This window comes from Prevotella intermedia ATCC 25611 = DSM 20706 (genome assembly GCF_001953955.1).
Taxonomy (GTDB): Bacteria; Bacteroidota; Bacteroidia; order Bacteroidales; family Bacteroidaceae; genus Prevotella; species Prevotella intermedia.
In genome coordinates, this window is sequence record NZ_CP019300.1 from 1,831,851 (window position 1) to 1,849,118 (window position 17,268).

Annotated in this window: 10 protein-coding genes; 2 read left to right on the forward strand and 8 right to left on the reverse strand. The window is 47.6% G+C overall.

Annotated features, from left to right (window positions below):
- Window positions 1-85: 85 nt before the first annotated feature.
- The 5 genes from sov to BWX39_RS07950 all read right to left on the reverse strand — a co-directional run bounded on the left by sov (window position 86) and on the right by BWX39_RS07950 (window position 10,853).
- A complete protein-coding gene (sov, locus tag BWX39_RS07930; protein ID WP_028905443.1) occupies window positions 86-7,696 on the reverse strand; it encodes a T9SS outer membrane translocon Sov/SprA in 7,611 nt (2,536 codons plus the stop codon).
- A 76-nt stretch (window positions 7,697-7,772) separates the two neighbouring features.
- Window positions 7,773-8,390 carry a Holliday junction branch migration protein RuvA gene (ruvA, locus tag BWX39_RS07935; protein WP_028905442.1) on the reverse strand — a complete coding sequence of 206 codons (618 nt, stop codon included), beginning with the start codon at window positions 8,388-8,390 and terminating at the stop codon, window positions 7,773-7,775.
- Window positions 8,391-8,510: 120 nt separating this feature from the next.
- Window positions 8,511-9,113: an HU family DNA-binding protein gene (locus BWX39_RS07940; RefSeq protein ID WP_014709630.1), complete on the reverse strand. Its 603-nt coding sequence runs from the start codon at window positions 9,111-9,113 to the stop codon at window positions 8,511-8,513.
- Between the two features lie 374 nt (window positions 9,114-9,487).
- Window positions 9,488-10,018, reverse strand: a complete 531-nt coding sequence (locus BWX39_RS07945; RefSeq protein WP_028905441.1) for an RsmD family RNA methyltransferase — start codon at window positions 10,016-10,018, stop codon at window positions 9,488-9,490.
- Window positions 10,019-10,040: 22 nt separating this feature from the next.
- Window positions 10,041-10,853: a DUF3822 family protein gene (locus BWX39_RS07950; RefSeq protein ID WP_028905440.1), complete on the reverse strand. Its 813-nt coding sequence runs from the start codon at window positions 10,851-10,853 to the stop codon at window positions 10,041-10,043.
- Between the two features lie 166 nt (window positions 10,854-11,019).
- Here BWX39_RS07950 and BWX39_RS07955 point away from each other — a divergent pair, with 166 nt between their 5' ends.
- Window positions 11,020-12,441: an ATP-dependent DNA helicase gene (locus BWX39_RS07955; protein WP_014709627.1), complete on the forward strand. Its 1,422-nt coding sequence runs from the start codon at window positions 11,020-11,022 to the stop codon at window positions 12,439-12,441.
- On the forward strand, window positions 12,441-13,106 hold the full coding sequence (locus tag BWX39_RS07960; RefSeq protein ID WP_028905439.1) for a SprT-like domain-containing protein: 666 nt from the start codon (window positions 12,441-12,443) through the stop codon (window positions 13,104-13,106). The genes BWX39_RS07955 and BWX39_RS07960 overlap by 1 nt, the downstream gene beginning before the upstream one ends.
- A 415-nt stretch (window positions 13,107-13,521) precedes the next feature.
- Here BWX39_RS07960 and BWX39_RS07965 read toward each other — a convergent pair whose 3' ends face one another.
- The 3 genes from BWX39_RS07965 to BWX39_RS07975 form a co-directional block, all read right to left on the reverse strand.
- Window positions 13,522-14,925, reverse strand: a complete 1,404-nt coding sequence (locus BWX39_RS07965) for a C1 family peptidase (RefSeq protein WP_028905438.1) — start codon at window positions 14,923-14,925, stop codon at window positions 13,522-13,524.
- Between the two features lie 226 nt (window positions 14,926-15,151).
- Window positions 15,152-16,282, reverse strand: a complete 1,131-nt coding sequence (mnmA, locus tag BWX39_RS07970; RefSeq protein WP_028905437.1) for a tRNA 2-thiouridine(34) synthase MnmA — start codon at window positions 16,280-16,282, stop codon at window positions 15,152-15,154.
- Window positions 16,283-16,291: 9 nt separating this feature from the next.
- Window positions 16,292-17,218 (reverse strand): YitT family protein, encoded by a 927-nt coding sequence (locus BWX39_RS07975; RefSeq protein ID WP_028905436.1) that lies wholly within the window; start codon window positions 17,216-17,218, stop codon window positions 16,292-16,294.
- Window positions 17,219-17,268: the final 50 nt, after the last annotated feature.

Sequence of the window (17,268 nt, forward strand, 5' to 3'; positions counted from 1 at the left end):
TTGCAAGCTGAATAAAACTTGCAAGGGGAGTATTTCGTTAAATCAGAAAAATATAAATCAACTCTGCGTCTTCGTTCTAAACACTTCATCGGGTGAGGCTAAGCTTCAGGCTGACACCGAAGTCGTGGGTCGTTGTAGGATAGCTGCTCGAAGAAAGCAACGGCGTATTGATTTGAATGTCGTAATAAATGCTTGCCGTGATAAGGCGGCTCAACGTGTAATCACCAACGAAGGAAGCCTTGAAAGCAGTGTTTCCACTTGATGCAGCTGATGTAATCGTTGCAATGTCGCGGGTGATAGAGGCTTGTTTGCGATAGCTTAAATCGAGGCGAAGGTTCAGGTCGCGGTTGATACCGCCGCTGTTCTTGCTGCTCACGCTCTGCGTGTTGCTATTCTGTTGGTCTTGCTGATTGCCTTTCTTCTTCGTGTTCTTGACCAATCGTGAGTTGCGACCGCCAAACAAATTCACGTTATTGATGCGATAGCCGAAGCCGACAACCCAGTCTTTCGACATTGCTTCGTTTACCTGAACACTCGTCATAGAGAGCGACAGAACACGCGTCTGGCGATATTCCAAACGAGCCGTAAGATTGTTCTGCAAGGTAACATCAATACCGAGCAACGGCGAGAACGCCTCGTTTATGCTCACTTGCGAAATGTTATACATCGAACTTGGTATGGGTGCGCCCGATGTAGCATCTTTCACAAATCCCAAACCGTTCATATATTCCTGCCACGTGCTGAAACTTTGATAAGAGCCAATGGCAAAAATGCTCTTGTAAGAGTGGTTGATATTGACGCTCTTGAAGATATTCTGGAAGAACGGCAAGCGTGAAAGTCCGCTGTAACGAATGGTCCAGTTAGGCAGCAAGCTCTTCAGTTTAGGGAAAATGTTCAGTCCGTTGCCGCTCATACTTGTATAAGAGTTCAGGAAAGCGGGTATCATTACATCGGAACTATACTTATTTACCGTTCCCACACGTGGGTCGAACTTGCCTCCACCCATTGACATCGGATAGTTGGCACCGATGTAACGAGCCTCTACACGGCTGCGATAATCATCGAGCGACTTGGCAAACTTCTCGAAAGTAGCACTGTGATAGCCGTTGTTGGCATTGCCCTGACTCTCGAAAGCCGTACCGATTGAGATTGTTGTCATCGTCAGCGTACCGCTTTGCGTGGTAGGATTGCCTGCATACATATATTGCACACTCTTTGAAACCGTTTCCATACGGCTTGCGTTGAGGTCTATCTTCAAGTCGCGGATAGGCTCGAGCGTTGCACGAAGCTGCAAGTCTTCCGTCTTGTTTGTCGATGCGGGCGTGGCAATACTGTCTGAAACAAGTAGCCAACCTCTCTCTCTTGCACGTTCGATATAGCTGTCGTCGATAGCACCAAAAGCAAAATTCAGACCCGGAGACATCACTCCGCTTCGGCGAGTCTGTCCGAACGCATCGCCAATCATCGGCATGAAGCCCGGCAACGACATAGAGTACTGGTTGCGATAAGATATGCTGGCAGTGCGCACCATCATCAAAGCACGCGCCACGCATTGCGCTGTCTTGTACCAACCCTTGTTGTCAAGCGGTTCCTTCGGTGTAACGGTGAGTTTCAAACGCATGATAGAATCGGTCTTGTTGTACAATTTCAGTCTATTTTCGTCCATCTTCTTCCACTTCAATTTCACCGAATGTCCGTCAGCATCTTTCAACGAAACAACAATACGCTTGGTCTTCTTCGAGTGCGAAACAACAATCGTCGTATCGGCAGGAATCGTTACTTCTTGCTCGAAACTCTTTGCGTTCTTAGGCAAAGCCTTCTTCTTTTCAGTTTCACTGTCTTTCTTTTTCTTGGTATCTCCTCCCAGTTCCTTGTTCAGCTGCTCGGCTAAGTTGCCAGTATCAATGCGACCTCGCCCTTCAAGCGAGCCACTCTTGTTAATGCTCGGACGCGACTTGTTAAACCTTTCATTGGTCTTTTTCAAGAAAGGAATATGGTTGTAGAGTCGCTCCAAGTTGAGCGTACCGTTTATATTCAATGTGCGATTGGTCGTAATCGTGTTGCCCAACGATGTACCGTTCTCCTGTTTTGCACCACGCACCCAAGTGTAGGCAGAATTGTAATTCGCATCGGCGTTCACCCAATCGAATATAGGCAGCATATTAAGCGGCAACTGATAAGAAAGCGTGAAGTTCTGTTGGTAGTCTAACGGCGTACCAAAATTCTTCAAGCTCGTCCATACCGAATCCTTCCACGCCTCGTAACGGTCTGGATAAAGGTCTTTATTGATTGGTGTGTAAGGCTCTTCTATCTCTGCGTGTGTAGCACTCTGGAAGTTTAAGTGCAGGTTGCGTGTCAAATCCCAACGCACGGCAAAGTCGCGGTTCCACAAGAACTGCTCGCTAAACGTTAGCGGCAACATATTCTTCTCAGCCGAATCCATATCGCGTTGTTGCAACTCGTAGTAGTTACGGGTAATTTCCGTATTGAAAGCAACATTCTGTGGCAACCAATTCATCTCGAAACGCTTTACTATGTCGAACCATTTCGATTTGCTCTTGATGAGTTTCTTGAAAGGACTCAATGACTTGTAGACTGGCGTCCAGTTGTAGTTCATCGCACCACGCCAGTTGTCTTCATTCTCGTACACGGTTGTTTCGCCCGTCGTATGTGCGTGCGAATGACTGTAAGAGAACGAGAAGTTGGCAGGGTCGTAAGGCATTGGGTGGCGTTTGTTCTGTATTCCCACACGCGCATTCGACAGCGAGAAGTTGGTCGTTGTACGTTTCGTAACGGCGATAGACTCTATCGAGTCGCGCTCGTGTTGGTTCGCAGCACCATCAAGCGCAGCGTCTAACTGCATATCCGTATCGAGCGGATTGTACTTCGGACGGCTTTCGTTCTTCGTTACACTATAATATAAAGGTGCGGTAACCTTCGCCTTGTCGGGGAAGAACTTACCCAACTCAAGGCTTGTAGTAACCGTAACATCGGTATTGGTTTCCTTCTTGCGTGCATTTACACCTTGTTCAAGACCGCCAAAGCCGTCGGTGCTGTGGCTGGCATTGATGTCTACCGTACCGAAATCCGACAGTTGAATGTTGAGTTGCCCACGTGCAGCCCAACCACCTTCATTGTTGAACTCGAGCAAACGCATTTCGTTCACCCACACTTCACCGCTCTTCTCGCTGTTCGAGAGGTTGCGTACACCGATTATCATCGTCTTTATCTCACCCAATGTTGGATTACCCATCACGCTGACACGGTTGGCAGGGCGTTTATCGTCGTACACAGAGAACTCCTTATTATAGCTTGCCGTGCCGTTTCCGCGTCCCTCGTTGCGTTTCTTCTTCACATCTGTGAACACCGAAATAGGCACATCGAGCATATTTTCTATTGGCCAAACCGCCTCACAATCCTGTCGCGAATACTTGTCGTACTGCTTTTCGGGCGTCAGTTTCAACGGTATTTCGTATTCATAGTAGTTGTTCTTGTAGTCGGAACCCAAACGAACAAACACCGCCAACTGATTGTCGGCAAGATTAGTAACGTTCGGTTTGAGCGCATTGGCGTGCACAAACATCTGCAAACGCTTGTATTGGCGAATGTCGAGCGTAGTGTTTTTATAAACCGCTTTCGATTCCTTGTTGCCCAAATTGTGTACCGTCATTGCCAACGCCTGCTCGTTGCTCTGCACAAGTTGTGGCTGTGAAGGGTCTTGCTCGCGCGAAATACCCGGAGGAAGCACATAGTTTACAGGCGTTTTGTCGTTGTTTTCCTCAATGCTCACCGCACCAACAGACATTGTTCCTGATGTTGAAGCAGAGTTGGTAAGGTTTTGCTGATACTGACGCCACTCTCCACGCACGAGGTCGAGCGTTGCAAAGCGCATCACGATAGGCTTCTCAAAGTTTGTAAGGAACATACGCATAAAGCGAATGCTCGTGAAATCGTTGATGCCACCTACACGTTTCTGATATTCTCGCACAGGAATGCGGAACTGATACCACGTAACAGGTGCGCTTCCGCCTTTGCGCAGCGGTGCGACAGTTTCTCTCTTATCAACGATATAGTTTTGTCCTACCACCAAATCTTCCGGTCGAATGCTTATCTTATACTGATAGTACTTTTCGTATTCGTTGAGCGTATAGTCTTGATTTATATCTTCAACATCGGGTCCTGCCTTGTACGATGTGTCGTAACGTTCGTTGCGGCTGTCGCTATCGGGCGAGTTTCCTTGCGGATTGTTGATATACTTGTAGCGTTGAAGTATGGGTGCTTGTATTCTATCCCAGTCTGATCCACGGAAATAATGGTAGTTGTCGTTGGCAGGGTCAGCCCAGATAGAGTCGAACACAGCCTGATTGGTGTGGCTGCGAGCGTATGTCAGGAACGCCTGATAAGAAGGGAAGTTACGTTCTTCCTCGTCGTTGAGTCCGTTGAAACCAACATCTTGCAAAGCACGACTGCCACTTGTTGTCGCAAAAGCGTATGTTACAGTCGTCTGTGTCGGTATCTTACCCCATTGAGTGGTTGTCCACGCCTGACTGCCATCTACTGGCATACCGCTTTCATAGAACTTCTTGCCGTCGCGCAGCACATCTTCCGAAACCTCACCAAGGTTTATGTAGAAGTCGCCACCGTAGAGATTGCCATCAGCCTGTTTGCTTGAATAGATGAATGGGTCGAGCAACCAGAACTCAATGTATTCGATATTCGCCATCTCAAAGTCATTCGTATCGAGCTTGCGCATCATACCACCCCACTTCTGGCGTGGGTTTGGCAAGCGTCCGTTGATGTCGAGCGTCGGACTGAAGTTGTAAGGACCACGCTCTGTCGGATAGTAAGCAAGGTTAAGAACAGACAACGTAGATGTTGAACCGTTGTAATTGCTTTGTTCGCGGTTAGGGAACAACTCACGCGTGTAAACCTCTCGGACGTAGAAGTTCGACAATTGTTCAAGGTCGCTCTTGATATGGGCAGGCGTCAGCGAACTGCTGATACGTGTAAACAGTGGGTCGATGTTGTACCACGCCAACAAACTGCGGTTGAAACCACTGCGAAGTGTTGCCTTATCGGTAGATTCAGGGAAGTCGGAAGGCACGCTCGATATAATCCAAGTAGTAGGTTGGCTTACATCGATTGTATTCTTTGCATTCTCGAAGTCGTCCAAATACGACGCCCTGTCTTGTGTTCCGCTGCTCTGTCCTGCTATCAACTGTGCAAATTCGGCAGAGAACGAGATATGAGAAGGTTGCGTAAGATGCAGGAAAGGAATCTTGTCGAGCATATTCGTGAGCCACTGGCTTTCCTTCTTCCAACTCATATTGAGTCCCCAAATAGTGTTGTTGAGCGGTTCGGCACCCATATTCACCTTTGTCGTCAGTGCCTGTTCAGACAGGTGCATAAACGTACCGCCAATCATAAAGTTCTTCGAGAAGTCGTATTCCCAGTTCAAACCGAACATCGTTTTGCGCTGTTGCCCATAATCGCTTTGGCTTTCCAACGAAACGTTTACCGATGTACCCGCATCTATAATGCTCTGATTCAATATCGTAACCTCGCCCGCATTGTAATCGACGCTATAATCCGAGCCTTCCGTCAGACGTACACCGCCTGCCGTTACCACCACCGAACCTTGCGGAACGTTGTATGCACCCAGCGAAATAACGTTGGCACTTGTTCCCCGATACTGTCCCACAAGCTGGTATTTGTCTTTCTCTGCAATTTGCTTTGCTATGGTTTTGGTCGAATCGTACAGCTCTGTGAAGGCATACTTGCTTGCCTTTTCAGCTGCAACACCTTTTGAAACCAAGTAGTTATACATATATTCGCCAAAAGGTTCGGCTGCTGGAAAGAACACACGACCGTTAGAAATCGTGTAGCCTTCTACATAGTCGAAGTATCCGTTCGGGTGTGGATTGTTGTTGTTATCCAAGCGGTCTGCCCCTAATACCTTTATCAAAGTCTGGCTTTTCACCTGTGGTTCGGGGATATAAGGAAGGTAAACGCCTGCCGTATCGCTCTGAAACTTAACGTCCAAGCGGAACTTGTCGCGTTCAACCGTTGAGGCAAGATAATAAACGTTCTTCATCATCAAGTCCCAGTTGGCTTGCTTTGGATTGTTGCTTGTGTTCTTCAACGACTTCACAAACAACGCTTCCGAAACATCGGTGCGGTCGCTTGAAAACTCTCCGACTTGGTAGGTTACGCCTCCAGAGGTGTATTCGTAGGCGATGGCAAGCACTTGGTCGGTCTGCAATCCTGTACGCAAAGACACATAGCCCAATGCCTGATTGACGGTGTATTCTGAACTGTTGAGCAAACGGGCACTCGATAACTTCTCGTAGTCGGTACCACCCACAAGTCCTAAACCGTCGAGCACGGTAGACGTTTGGTCTATGTTGCGGGCTTGCGGGTGCCCCTGTGCAATGGTGCTGTATTCGCTGTTGGCATTGTTCGATGGCACGTTGCCACTTCCGACGCCCCACAAATCGGTACGGCTCACCTTTGCATTCTCTCCCAAATCGCTCAGTGCCACGATGTTTCGGGTATTGCTGCTTACGCCTGTCTTATTGGTTACCCATATCTCCACACGGTTTATGGTGATGCCAGTGGTTAGGTTGGGCAGGGTTTTCATTGCGTCGTCGTAACGCGAGCGGAACGTATGAGCCAAAAAGAAGTGTCGGTTTTCCTCGTAGTCGGCAGCTGAAATCTCGAACGGTGTGAGCTGCTTACCGCCTTTCGAGCTTACGCTCTTGTTGGAAGACTTCTTCTGCGACAACACCGTTTGCAGCTTCAGCTTGCCAAACTGCATATCGGTTCTGATACCAAAGAGCGACGATGCGCCCTGTACCAACGAGTTGTTCGACGGAAACGACACGTTACCGCCTTCCACAAGTTTTATTATTTCGTCTTCCTTGCCTTCGTAACGCAGCTTGAAGTTTTGCGCATCAAAGTCGAATGTAGCGTCGGTGTTGTAGTTAAGGTTCATATTCACCTTGTCGCCAACCTTTCCGTTCACATTCAAATTTATCTTTTCGTCGAAGTTCATCGTTGTCATCTTGCGGTTTCTGATGGGCAACGATGGGTTGTCGATGTTTTTCAGCGTAGCACCAAAGCGCAGTTCGGCTGTTCCCTGCGTTCTTACACGCACGCCACCGGGACCGAATATCTTCTCTGCAGGACCGAGTGCGAAGTGCATATCCGTAAAGTCGAACTTCTCTTTTCCTTTCTTTTCTAATATCTCCTTGTTCTTCTGGCGATAGTAATCGGCAAAACTGCGCTTCTCGCTCCACGCCCTGTACTCTTCGGGCGTCATCATAATAGGTGTTGTAATATAGGTGTCGCCTATCTTGTTGCCTATTATATACATGTTGAGCGTGTCGTTGTATTCCACGCTCTGCTTCAGATTTTCGGGACGAGCGAGGTCGTAAGAGCCTTGCTCTAAGTCGTCGTGGGTTATGGGTGTGGTGCGTTGCACCTTCCAACGTGGGTGCAGCAGCGAGTCGGGAATGTCCTCGTTCTCCAATTCAACGTCCAATACATTTGCCTTCTTCGTTGTGTCGGGTGGCGCAACCATCGTCTGCAATGCGCTTACAAATGGCAACACATTCGCAAACGAGCGTCCCAAAGCCAACAGACTGATGCCTGCAAGCAACATAAGAATGGATAATATGTATTTTCTTTGTTTCATTGATGAAAACTTTGCCCGCCGCTTTTTCTTTCCGAAAATCTTTCAACGATGAAAAAACGAACGCGCAACGGTTTGTCTATTTTATTTGCTTCAACGCTAATTTCACCACCTGTTCCACTGGTAAATCGGGCTGTTCGGTCAAGATAGCTACCACAACCTTTGCCGATGGTGCAGGCGAGAAGCCCAACATCGTGAGTGCTCCCACTGCTTCGTCTTTTACAGCATTGTTTACGTTCGCCGTGACTGGTTGGCTGCTGACGTGCAATTCTTCGGCTATACCGCTTTGCACTATCTTGTCTTTTAAGTCTACGATGATGCGTTGTGCCGTCTTCAGACCGATGCCCTTTACGGTTTTCAGCATCTTGTCGTCGCCGTTGGCTATCACGTTGCACAGTTCGGCAGGCGTGAGCGACGACAGTATCATACGTGCGGTGTTCGCTCCCACCCCCGACACGGTGATGAGCAGTCGGTAGAGCGAACGTTCCTGCTTTGTGGCAAAGCCGTAAAGCGTATAGTTATCGTCGCGTCCGCCCGTCATAATGGCTTCGTGTACAAACAACTTTACGCTTTGCTTGCCCTGGATTACACTGTAAGTATTCAGCGAAATGTTCAGTCCGTAGCCCACGCCATGCGCTTCTACGACTGCCAATGCCGGCGAAAGCTCGACAAGTTCACCCTTTATATATTCTATCATAAAAACTTTTCTTTGTCTTTGCCTGCTCAAGCAGGGCTTTGTATATACATCTTTATAAACGATGTGCCCTGCCTTTTATTGCATTCGAGCCGTAAAAAGCTGTGTTTCGCTGCAATACGCTTACTTCTTTCCTCTTGTATAGAGCTTTCTGTATCGCGTACCCACGCTGCGAAGCTTACCCTCTGCTTCCAAGCGGGCAGACAGTTGATAGGCATACGATTGGGAAAGACCGAGCTTTTGGCGCAGGTCGGCAACGGTGATGATAGGGTTTTCGGTGAACAACTCGTCGATTGCGGAATCGACAACTTCGGTTGTGGGAACCGACGAGGTGCCAAAACGGTAGGTCATATTCTCGAACTGGGTGTCGTCGAGCGACTCAAGAAACTCCGTATCGGGGCGGAACTTCACCGTTCTCACCTTCGGATTGTTCAATCTACGGTGGTGTGTGTGCGGGTCTTCGTAGATGTCGCCTTTCACAGCGAGCGAAAAGTAGCCCAATCCCGGCAGATGGACATTGTTGCCCATCTTCAATTCCGCTGCCATTTCGTCTTTCAAGGCACTTACAGCTGCAACCACGTCGCTTGGCGTAAGCGATGTAGCCTCCTGTATGCGTTGAGCAAGGTGTTTCACTCCTACGGTTTCGTTCTCTACCGCAACAACTCTGTACTCTGCATTCTTTGGCAAAGCACCGTGTGTCTTTATCAACTTATAAAATACTGCCATAGTTTTTCTCCTGATTTTAAGGGGTTTATACTTATATTTTCTTTTGTCTGCCAAATTACTTACACGTAGAGAAATATTTACTTACGCGTAAAGAAATATTTATTTACGTGTAGAGAAATTCTTATTTACGTGTAGAGAAATTCTTATTTACGTGTAGAGAAATTCTTATTTACGTGTAGAGAAATTCTTATTTACGTGTAAAAAAATTACAGTTGTAGTGCAAAGATAATAAATTCTCTTAGCAAATGCAAGAGAAAACAGAAAGAAAAACGCTCTCAAAACCGTTGGAATAAGTTTTGAGAGCGTTTGCTGTAACTGCTGTTTTCTATAAGAAACAAGCGTTTGTGTGGGGTTTGGATAAACATGAACGACGGCTATCGGAAGATAGAGAAGTTCACGCTGCCATAGCTGCGGTGCTCTTTAAAGCGTGGGTGAGCCGAGAAATTGTTGTGCTTACCGTGCTCAAAGACGAACACACCATCGGCTGCGAGCAGGTCGTGCTCGAATACGAGGTCGGGAAGGGTGTCGAGTTCGGGCAGCGCATACGGCGGGTCGGCAAAGATGAGGTCGAACTTCTGGTGGCAAGACTTGAGAAAACGGAACACGTCGCCACGTATGAGAATGTCGTTTTCGGCATTTATCTTCTTCATACACTCGGCTATGAAGCGTGCGTGGTCGCGGTCTTTCTCTACGCTCACCACTTCTTTGCAGCCTCTTGAGACAAGTTCCAAACTGATGCTTCCCGTGCCTGCAAAGAGGTCGAGTGCGGTAATGCCGTCGAAGTCGATATATCCGTTGAGCACGTTGAAGATGTTTTCCTTTGCGAAATCGGTGGTCGGACGTGCCTTGAAGGTACGTGGAATGTCGAAATGTCTGCCTTTGAACTGTCCTGTTATTATGCGCATAGGGTGTTCTTTATCGTTTCTTTTAATCCAAATACAACGCTTTCAGGTCGTAGGGTATATCGTTTCGCTTTGCCATTTCAGCATTGTTGAAATCGGTTTCTATGTTCATGATGTAGTTCCGACTGATGAATTGCTGCAACTCGCCACGCATTTCGTCGCGGTTGGGAACGTTGCCCACCATATAGAGTTCGTTGTCGCCACGGTCCATTCCCATCAGTTTCCACACGTAAAGCAGGAAATAGAGAATGTCGCTCGTACCTGTTGCCTCATACGAATTGCTGAATTCGAACCTGTTGCGCTGAAATCTCATCACCTCCATACGCTTGTCGTGGAAGTAGGCAAAGAGCTTTTGGCGGGTGCCCGTGAACGCACGTCGATACAAATGTGTCCATACCGCCTGCATCAGGGGTTGCACGCGTATGTCGGCGAAGTGGTCGTCTACCACCATCTTCAGGTCTTTGTTCACCGCAAACACCGCTACGGCATTCAGCTCGGGCAGTATGCTCGTTACAATGTCCTCGCTGCGCTGCCATTTAAAAGTGTGCTTGTAGAGCGTTTCCACGTCTTGTTCACGATATTCGTCTAACGGAACAAGCATTGCGGGCGTGTCTACCACCAACAATACACGCTTATAGCCACTCTGCAAGAGTTCCGATTTCTTGAAAGCCTCGCGCAGATTGGCGGCTATGGATATGCTGTTGTTCAGCTCGTAAGGCTCAAACACGATGTTGTCATCGGCTTGTGGGTCGCCAACGGCGAACATCATACTGCCCTCGCCAATGCGTATGGTGAGGCGTATGCGTTTATCGGATATGTTGTTGTCTATCTGAACCATCGTTTATAAGTGCTGCAAACTTACGCATTTTTTTCCGATTATGCTGCCTTTCGCATTATAAATATTGTATATAAGGAGTGCTTCGGGAGTAATTTCCTGCACAAATGGAAAGCTGCCGAATAAAAAATGGCTAACTTTGCACGGCGAGAAATAAGCACATCAAAGAATGATACAAGACGAATTGGTTTACCAAATACTGCAAGACTTCGGCTTTGAACCCACGCAAGACCAACGGAACGCCTTGCACATCTTTGCCCGTTTTATGACCGACAGAAGCGAAAACGCAGCGATGATACTGCGTGGAAGCGCGGGTACGGGCAAGACTTCGCTTGCCGGAGCCATTGTAAGAGCCGTGAACCGACTACGCATTAAGGTGTCGTTGCTGGCACCTACGGGCAGGGCGGCAAAGGTTTTCTCGCTCAATGCTGGCTTGGCAGCCTCCACCATTCACCGCAAAATCTATCGGGAGAAGGCTTTCAACGGTGCCGATGGGCAGTTTCAGCTGAACAACAATATGTTCCGCGATATGCTGTTTATGGTAGACGAGGCATCGATGATTAGCCTTTCGCAAAGCAACACCACCTTTGGCAGTGGCAGATTGCTCGACGATTTGGTGCAATATGTCTACAGCAGCGGGGCTAACTGCCGTCTGTTGCTCATCGGCGACAAGGCTCAGCTACCCCCAGTGGGCGAACAGGAAAGCCCTGCACTGCGTGCCGACGTGTTGAAAGCTTACGGCTTGCAAGTCTACGAATGCGATTTAGACGAGGTGTTGCGGCAAAGTCAGCATTCGGGAATACTGTGGAATGCCACCGCCATTCGCGAAATGATAACCTACAACACGGCGACACAGCTGCCCCAAATACACCTAAAAGGGTTTGCCGACATCTCTATCGTACAGGGCAACGAGCTGATTGAGAGTCTTGCATCGAGCTATTCGGCAGTGGGAATGGACGAAACAATGGTGATAACACGGTCGAACAAGCGGGCAAACATCTTCAATCAAGGTATTCGCAACACCATTCTCGGACGCGAGGAAGAGCTTACGACGGGCGATTTGGTAATGGTAGTGAAGAACAAATACTTGGAAAAAGACCGCAGCACCGATATTTCGTTTATTGCAAATGGCGACCACGCCGTGGTGCGGCGCGTGCGCAACATTCGCGAACTGTATGGTTTCCGCTTTGCCGATGTCGCTTTGGAGTTTCCCGACTACAACAATACCGAACTGGATACGGTTGTTGTGCTCGACACGCTCACGACGGAAGCCCCTGCACTGACACACGAACAGAACGACAAACTGTTTCAAAGCGTAATGGAAGACTATGCCGACGTGCCCCGAAAAGCCGACCGCATGAAGCAATTGCGCGAAGACGAATACTTCAACGCCATGCAAATAAAGTTCGGCTATGCCGTTACGTGCCACAAAGCGCAGGGCGGACAGTGGGCGCACATCTATCTCGACCAAGGCTATATGACTGACGAAATGCTCACACCCGACTATATTCACTGGCTCTACACCGCCTTCACACGTGCCACCGAGCACCTTTACTTGGTGAATTGGAGTCAGAAACAAACCGCAGAATAATGGAAATTACAGTAGCGTATCTTCAGGAAGCCTTCAGAAAATACAACGAAGAGATTTTCGGAAACGCCCTTCCTATGCCCAACTTGAGGGTGTCGAACGCCAAGCGGAGATTGGGTTCGATGCACTGTCGCATACAAAAAACATGGGGAAAGACGCACCGCAGTTTCACCATCGTGGTGTCGAACTATTACGATGTGCCACTATCGCTTATCGAAGACACCCTTATTCACGAAATGGTACACTACGAAATTGCATACAAAAAGCTGAAAGACACATCGGCACACGGCACGTTGTTCCGCCAAAGAATGGACGAAATAAACCGAAAATACCATCGCAACATTACCATAAGCAAACGAATGACAGACTATGCGCCACGCAAGAACGACCCAACGGAAACCTATTTGGTGTTGGCAATAGAGATGAACGATGGCTCACACCTGCTTAGTTCCGTAGCCCGCACAGTATTGGCAGACTTGGAAAGGCAAATAAAAAGAGTGGAAAAGATAAGCAACTTCTGCTGGTATGTTACGCAAAATGCCTATTTCCGCAACTTCCCGAAGGTGCGAACCCTCCGTGCCCGCTCGGTTTCCACAGAGGTTTTTACCAACCTTACTGCGCAAATGACACCTGTAAGAGATAAAAATGGGTGGGTTGAAATGCTGTAAATATTTTTCATAAAAATAACTATCACTTAACTCTCTTTCTATCAACGCATTACAAAACCTATTGTTTTGCATTGCAAAAGCGGCTGTTTTGCACGGTAAAAGCGTAGGTTTTGCGTTGCAAAAGAGCCACTTTCGCAACGTCAAATCGAAATTATCATTTTCCCTCAGAATTATCTTTACAAAATGAAGCCTATGTTTTTGCGGTATTGAAGATGCTTTCAGTAACTGCCTTAATCGGGAAGAAGAAAAACAAATCCTTATCGTATAGCTTTTGACTGCACCTGTTGCGCGCGTACATTATAAATATAAAAGCCCCTGCTCGATGATACGAGCAAGGGCAAGTATGATAGAATTTGAAGTAAAAAGGAGAGCACTCATACAGGCAGATGCCCTACCCTCCTTTATCGGAATTATTTTAATTGTCCTCTTGGAACAATGGGTCGTCATGCGTAAGCATAATAGGCTTTTGGTCGTATGCCTTCAATATGTTTTCTGGGACATACTTCTTGTCTATCACAAGACGGAAGGTGTACTCGTTGAACCATGGGTTTGACATTATCAAACAACCATTGTGGCCGTTTGTTGGGCCCCAGCTGTTCTCTACCATCCACTTCTTTGGCTGTCCGTTCTCGTCAAGGTCTACAGCTGTAAGTGTCATAGCGTGGGTAGAACCGCTATCGAATGTAGAGATGCGTTCTGCCTTGTTCATTGGGAAAGATGTGCCAAAGAGCGTGCCATAATCGTAGTTGTCCAAATCCAAGTAACCACGCTTGCGGTCCAACTGCTTGCCTACGTCATAGCTTGTATACATCTTTGTATTGTCCTTCAGAGATGCAATAGACATCTTTGCAATGTCTTCCATAGGAAGGTTGATGTACTTCCAGTTCTGTCCGTCGTAGGTATGGCGGTCGTATTCCACTTCGTAAGTCTTGTAGTACTCACGGCGTGGGTCGTTCATTGCCATAATGAAGGTACCGTTGAGCTTATTTCCCATCACTTCGTCACGGAACGATTGTGGAGTATAAGTCTTTGGTTTGCCAACGCTGTTGCCGTTCTTATCCTTGAAAGCATACTCGAAAGTCTTTACAGGCTCACCCAACGAGAGGGTAAGAATGCGATAGACATCGCCCAACATTTCTGTTTTGCGCGCCTTAATCGCTGCTGCCGACTTCTTGTTAGCTACCATCTTACGAAGTTCCAATCCAAATTCGCGGAGCTTAGAAGATATGATTGATGCCATACGAGAAGTGTTTTCAGCTGAATAACTCTCTGGCATTGCTTCCATAGGAACAAGTCCGTACTTATCAACGAGGTCTGAAACGCCACAGAAAGTACCACCATCATTTATCGGATGCTTAAAGAAGAACTGCACAGTAGGGTCTTCTATTGGTTTGTTGGCATTGTCGATAACGCCTTGAAGCATAAGGTTGGACTTCTCCAACTGGTCGTGGAGACTCAAGTAAACGTGTGAGAACTCTACTCGAAGAGTATCTTTGTGCTTGCTCGCAAAGTTGGAACGCAACACATTTAAACCAGTAAAGAGCCAGCAACGACCCGAGCTTTTCTGGTCGTGAATATTCTGCTTGGTTGTCTCAACGCTGAAATGACTATCAATCTTGCCTGCTTTCTTGAAGTTACGAGCAAGGTCGTCGATAGAGTTTGTTGCAATAGCGTTTGCAAGAGCACGATTAGCAGTTGATGAATGTCCTGCGGTGATTTTCTCCATCATCTGCTTGTCAATTCCACCACCCTTTGTCTGTGCCTGCATTGAAAGCGAGAGGCTAATCAAGCCACAGACCATTAAAGTCTTTTTGTTCATAGAATTTGCTTGTAAATTTTAGATTATTTCTGTATTTATAGTATTCCGATTGTTGTCGCTGCCTGCTTCTGTCCGTGCTGAAAACGCAAAGACGACCGCCAAAACTGACGACCGTGCAAAGATAGCTAAAAAACTTTAATCCCACAACTTTATAAGGAACAATAGTTAAAGTATGTGATAGGAAAAGAGTGCAGACGTATCTGCACTCCGTATTTGCGCTTTTCCATTATACTGTAATCTCTGCCGAACCGAAGCAGCGGTTGTGGTCTTTGTCGTAGATAACGCAGAACTGACCAGGTGCCACGCCGTGTATCTTGTCTTCAGAATGTACGATTGCTTCTGTCGGTTCGCCATTATCAGCAGCAGGAAGCAGTTCCAAATAGCCCTTGTGGAACTCTGGCGTGTGCCTGATTTTAAAGCAGATGGAAATCTTTCCAGCCGTTTCGGCATCACTGTCGCTTGCTTCGGGGCGGGGCATTTCGGTGAGCCAATGCAAGCCGTGCACCTTAAAGTCTTTCTTGTACGCCGTTTCAGGGTCGTAGCCGTGGCTGACAAACAACACATTGGCAGCTACGTCTTTCTTCACAACAAACCACGGTCCGCCGCCAAAGCCCAAGCCCTTGCGCTGTCCGATGGTGTGGAACCACAGTCCTTTGTGCTGTCCTATCTTCTTTCCGGTCTCAAGTTCCACCACATCGCCTACCTGTTCGCCAAGATAACGGCGCACATATTCGTTGTAGTCGATGTTGCCCAAGAAGCAAATACCTTGCGAATCCTTACGCTTGGCATTGATTAGGTGTTCGCGTTCGGCTATCTCGCGCACCTCGTTCTTTGCATAATGACCTATCGGGAATATGGCTTTTCTAAGTTGCCAGTCGTATATCTGTGCCAGAAAGTCGGTCTGGTCTTTCACTGGGTCGGGACTTGTGCAGAGCCATTTCTTTCCGTCAATCCACTTGGTTTGTGCATAGTGCCCCGTAGCAATGAGGTCGTAGTCGTGTCCGCACTTCTCGTCGAAGGCACCGAACTTAATGATGCGGTTGCACATAACGTCGGGATTGGGCGTAAGACCTGCACGCACCTTATCCATTGTGTACTTCGTTACCTGACTCCAGTATTCCTTATGACAGTCTATCACACTGAATCGGCAGCCATAACGCCGTGCCACAGCCGTTGCCATCTCCACGTCTTCTTCCGAATTGCAGTCCCATTCTTCTTTCTCTTCGGGACCGATGCGGATATAAAAGCAGTCGGGGGTAAGCCCTAACCGTGCAAATTCGTAGACAACAACTGAACTATCGACACCGCCCGAAAGCAGTACCGCAATGCGCTTATCCTTTATTTCATCATAATTCATACTGCAAAGTTACTGATTTTCATTAACTTTTGCATCATCATCGGCTATCTTTTTGCGACTTCCCACCTTCATTTTGTCGAACCCAATGCCATAAACGCCGTTTACAGCACTCTGCGAAACAAAGGCTTCGGGGTCTATCTCGTCGATAACACGGAATATATCGCGGGTTTCGGAACGGCGCGCAAGTATGAAAAGCATACCCAATTCCTTGCCCGTATAGAAGCCGCGGGCGTCGATAAGCGTACAACCACGCTCCACATCGCTGTTAATGGCATTGCCAATTTCCTTCCATTTGTCGGAAACGACGAAGAACTGAACCGACCCACGCATACCATTGACGACATAATCGACCACTCCCGTCATGATGAAAAGCGTGATGTAGCCATATATAATATTCTCCCAATTGTGCAGAACCAAGTAGCCAGACGTAATTATAACAAGGTCGCAACCCAATATTATCTTACCCAACGATACATCGTGGTGCTTGTTTATCATTGCTGCAATTACGTCCGAGCCGCCCGTACTGGCGTTGTATTGCAAGGCTATGCCCGTGCCGAACCCTAAAAGCACGCCACCAATAACGCTGGCAAGGAAAGGTTCGTTGGGGAAAAGAGTGTTTCCTGCCATCATTTCCTGAAAGATAGTGCTGGTAACGGTAAACACCACCACGGCAAAAATGGTGTGAATGCAAAACCGCCAGCCCAAGGTTTTCAGTGCAACCAACAGCAACGAGATGTTCAGCACGAAGTAAGTAATCTGCACAGGAGTTTCCGTGCCCCAGTAAAGCACCGATGAAAGACCTGCAATGCCACCGATAGGAATCTTGTGGGGCAATACAAATGCACACCAACCAAAGCACCCTATGGATATGGCAATGGCAATTACTAAGAAGTTTTTAATCTCTCTGAAAAGCTGTTTTTGTGTAATTCCGTTCATTGTTATACGCTCATTTACCTTTAATTCATATTGTGTATTAAAACAAAATA

Excerpts from the sequence above, each read along its gene's own strand:
- sov (WP_028905443.1), bottom strand. The coding sequence starts at position 7,696 with ATGAAACAAAGAAAATACATATTATCCATTCTTATGTTGCTTGCAGGC.
- ruvA (WP_028905442.1), bottom strand. The coding sequence starts at position 8,390 with ATGATAGAATATATAAAGGGTGAACTTGTCGAGCTTTCGCCGGCATTG.
- BWX39_RS07940 (WP_014709630.1), bottom strand. The coding sequence starts at position 9,113 with ATGGCAGTATTTTATAAGTTGATAAAGACACACGGTGCTTTGCCAAAG.
- BWX39_RS07945 (WP_028905441.1), bottom strand. The coding sequence starts at position 10,018 with ATGCGCATAATAACAGGACAGTTCAAAGGCAGACATTTCGACATTCCA.
- BWX39_RS07950 (WP_028905440.1), bottom strand. The coding sequence starts at position 10,853 with ATGGTTCAGATAGACAACAACATATCCGATAAACGCATACGCCTCACC.
- BWX39_RS07955 (WP_014709627.1), top strand. The coding sequence starts at position 11,020 with ATGATACAAGACGAATTGGTTTACCAAATACTGCAAGACTTCGGCTTT.
- BWX39_RS07960 (WP_028905439.1), top strand. The coding sequence starts at position 12,441 with ATGGAAATTACAGTAGCGTATCTTCAGGAAGCCTTCAGAAAATACAAC.
- BWX39_RS07965 (WP_028905438.1), bottom strand. The coding sequence starts at position 14,925 with ATGAACAAAAAGACTTTAATGGTCTGTGGCTTGATTAGCCTCTCGCTT.
- mnmA (WP_028905437.1), bottom strand. The coding sequence starts at position 16,282 with ATGAATTATGATGAAATAAAGGATAAGCGCATTGCGGTACTGCTTTCG.
- BWX39_RS07975 (WP_028905436.1), bottom strand. The coding sequence starts at position 17,218 with ATGAACGGAATTACACAAAAACAGCTTTTCAGAGAGATTAAAAACTTC.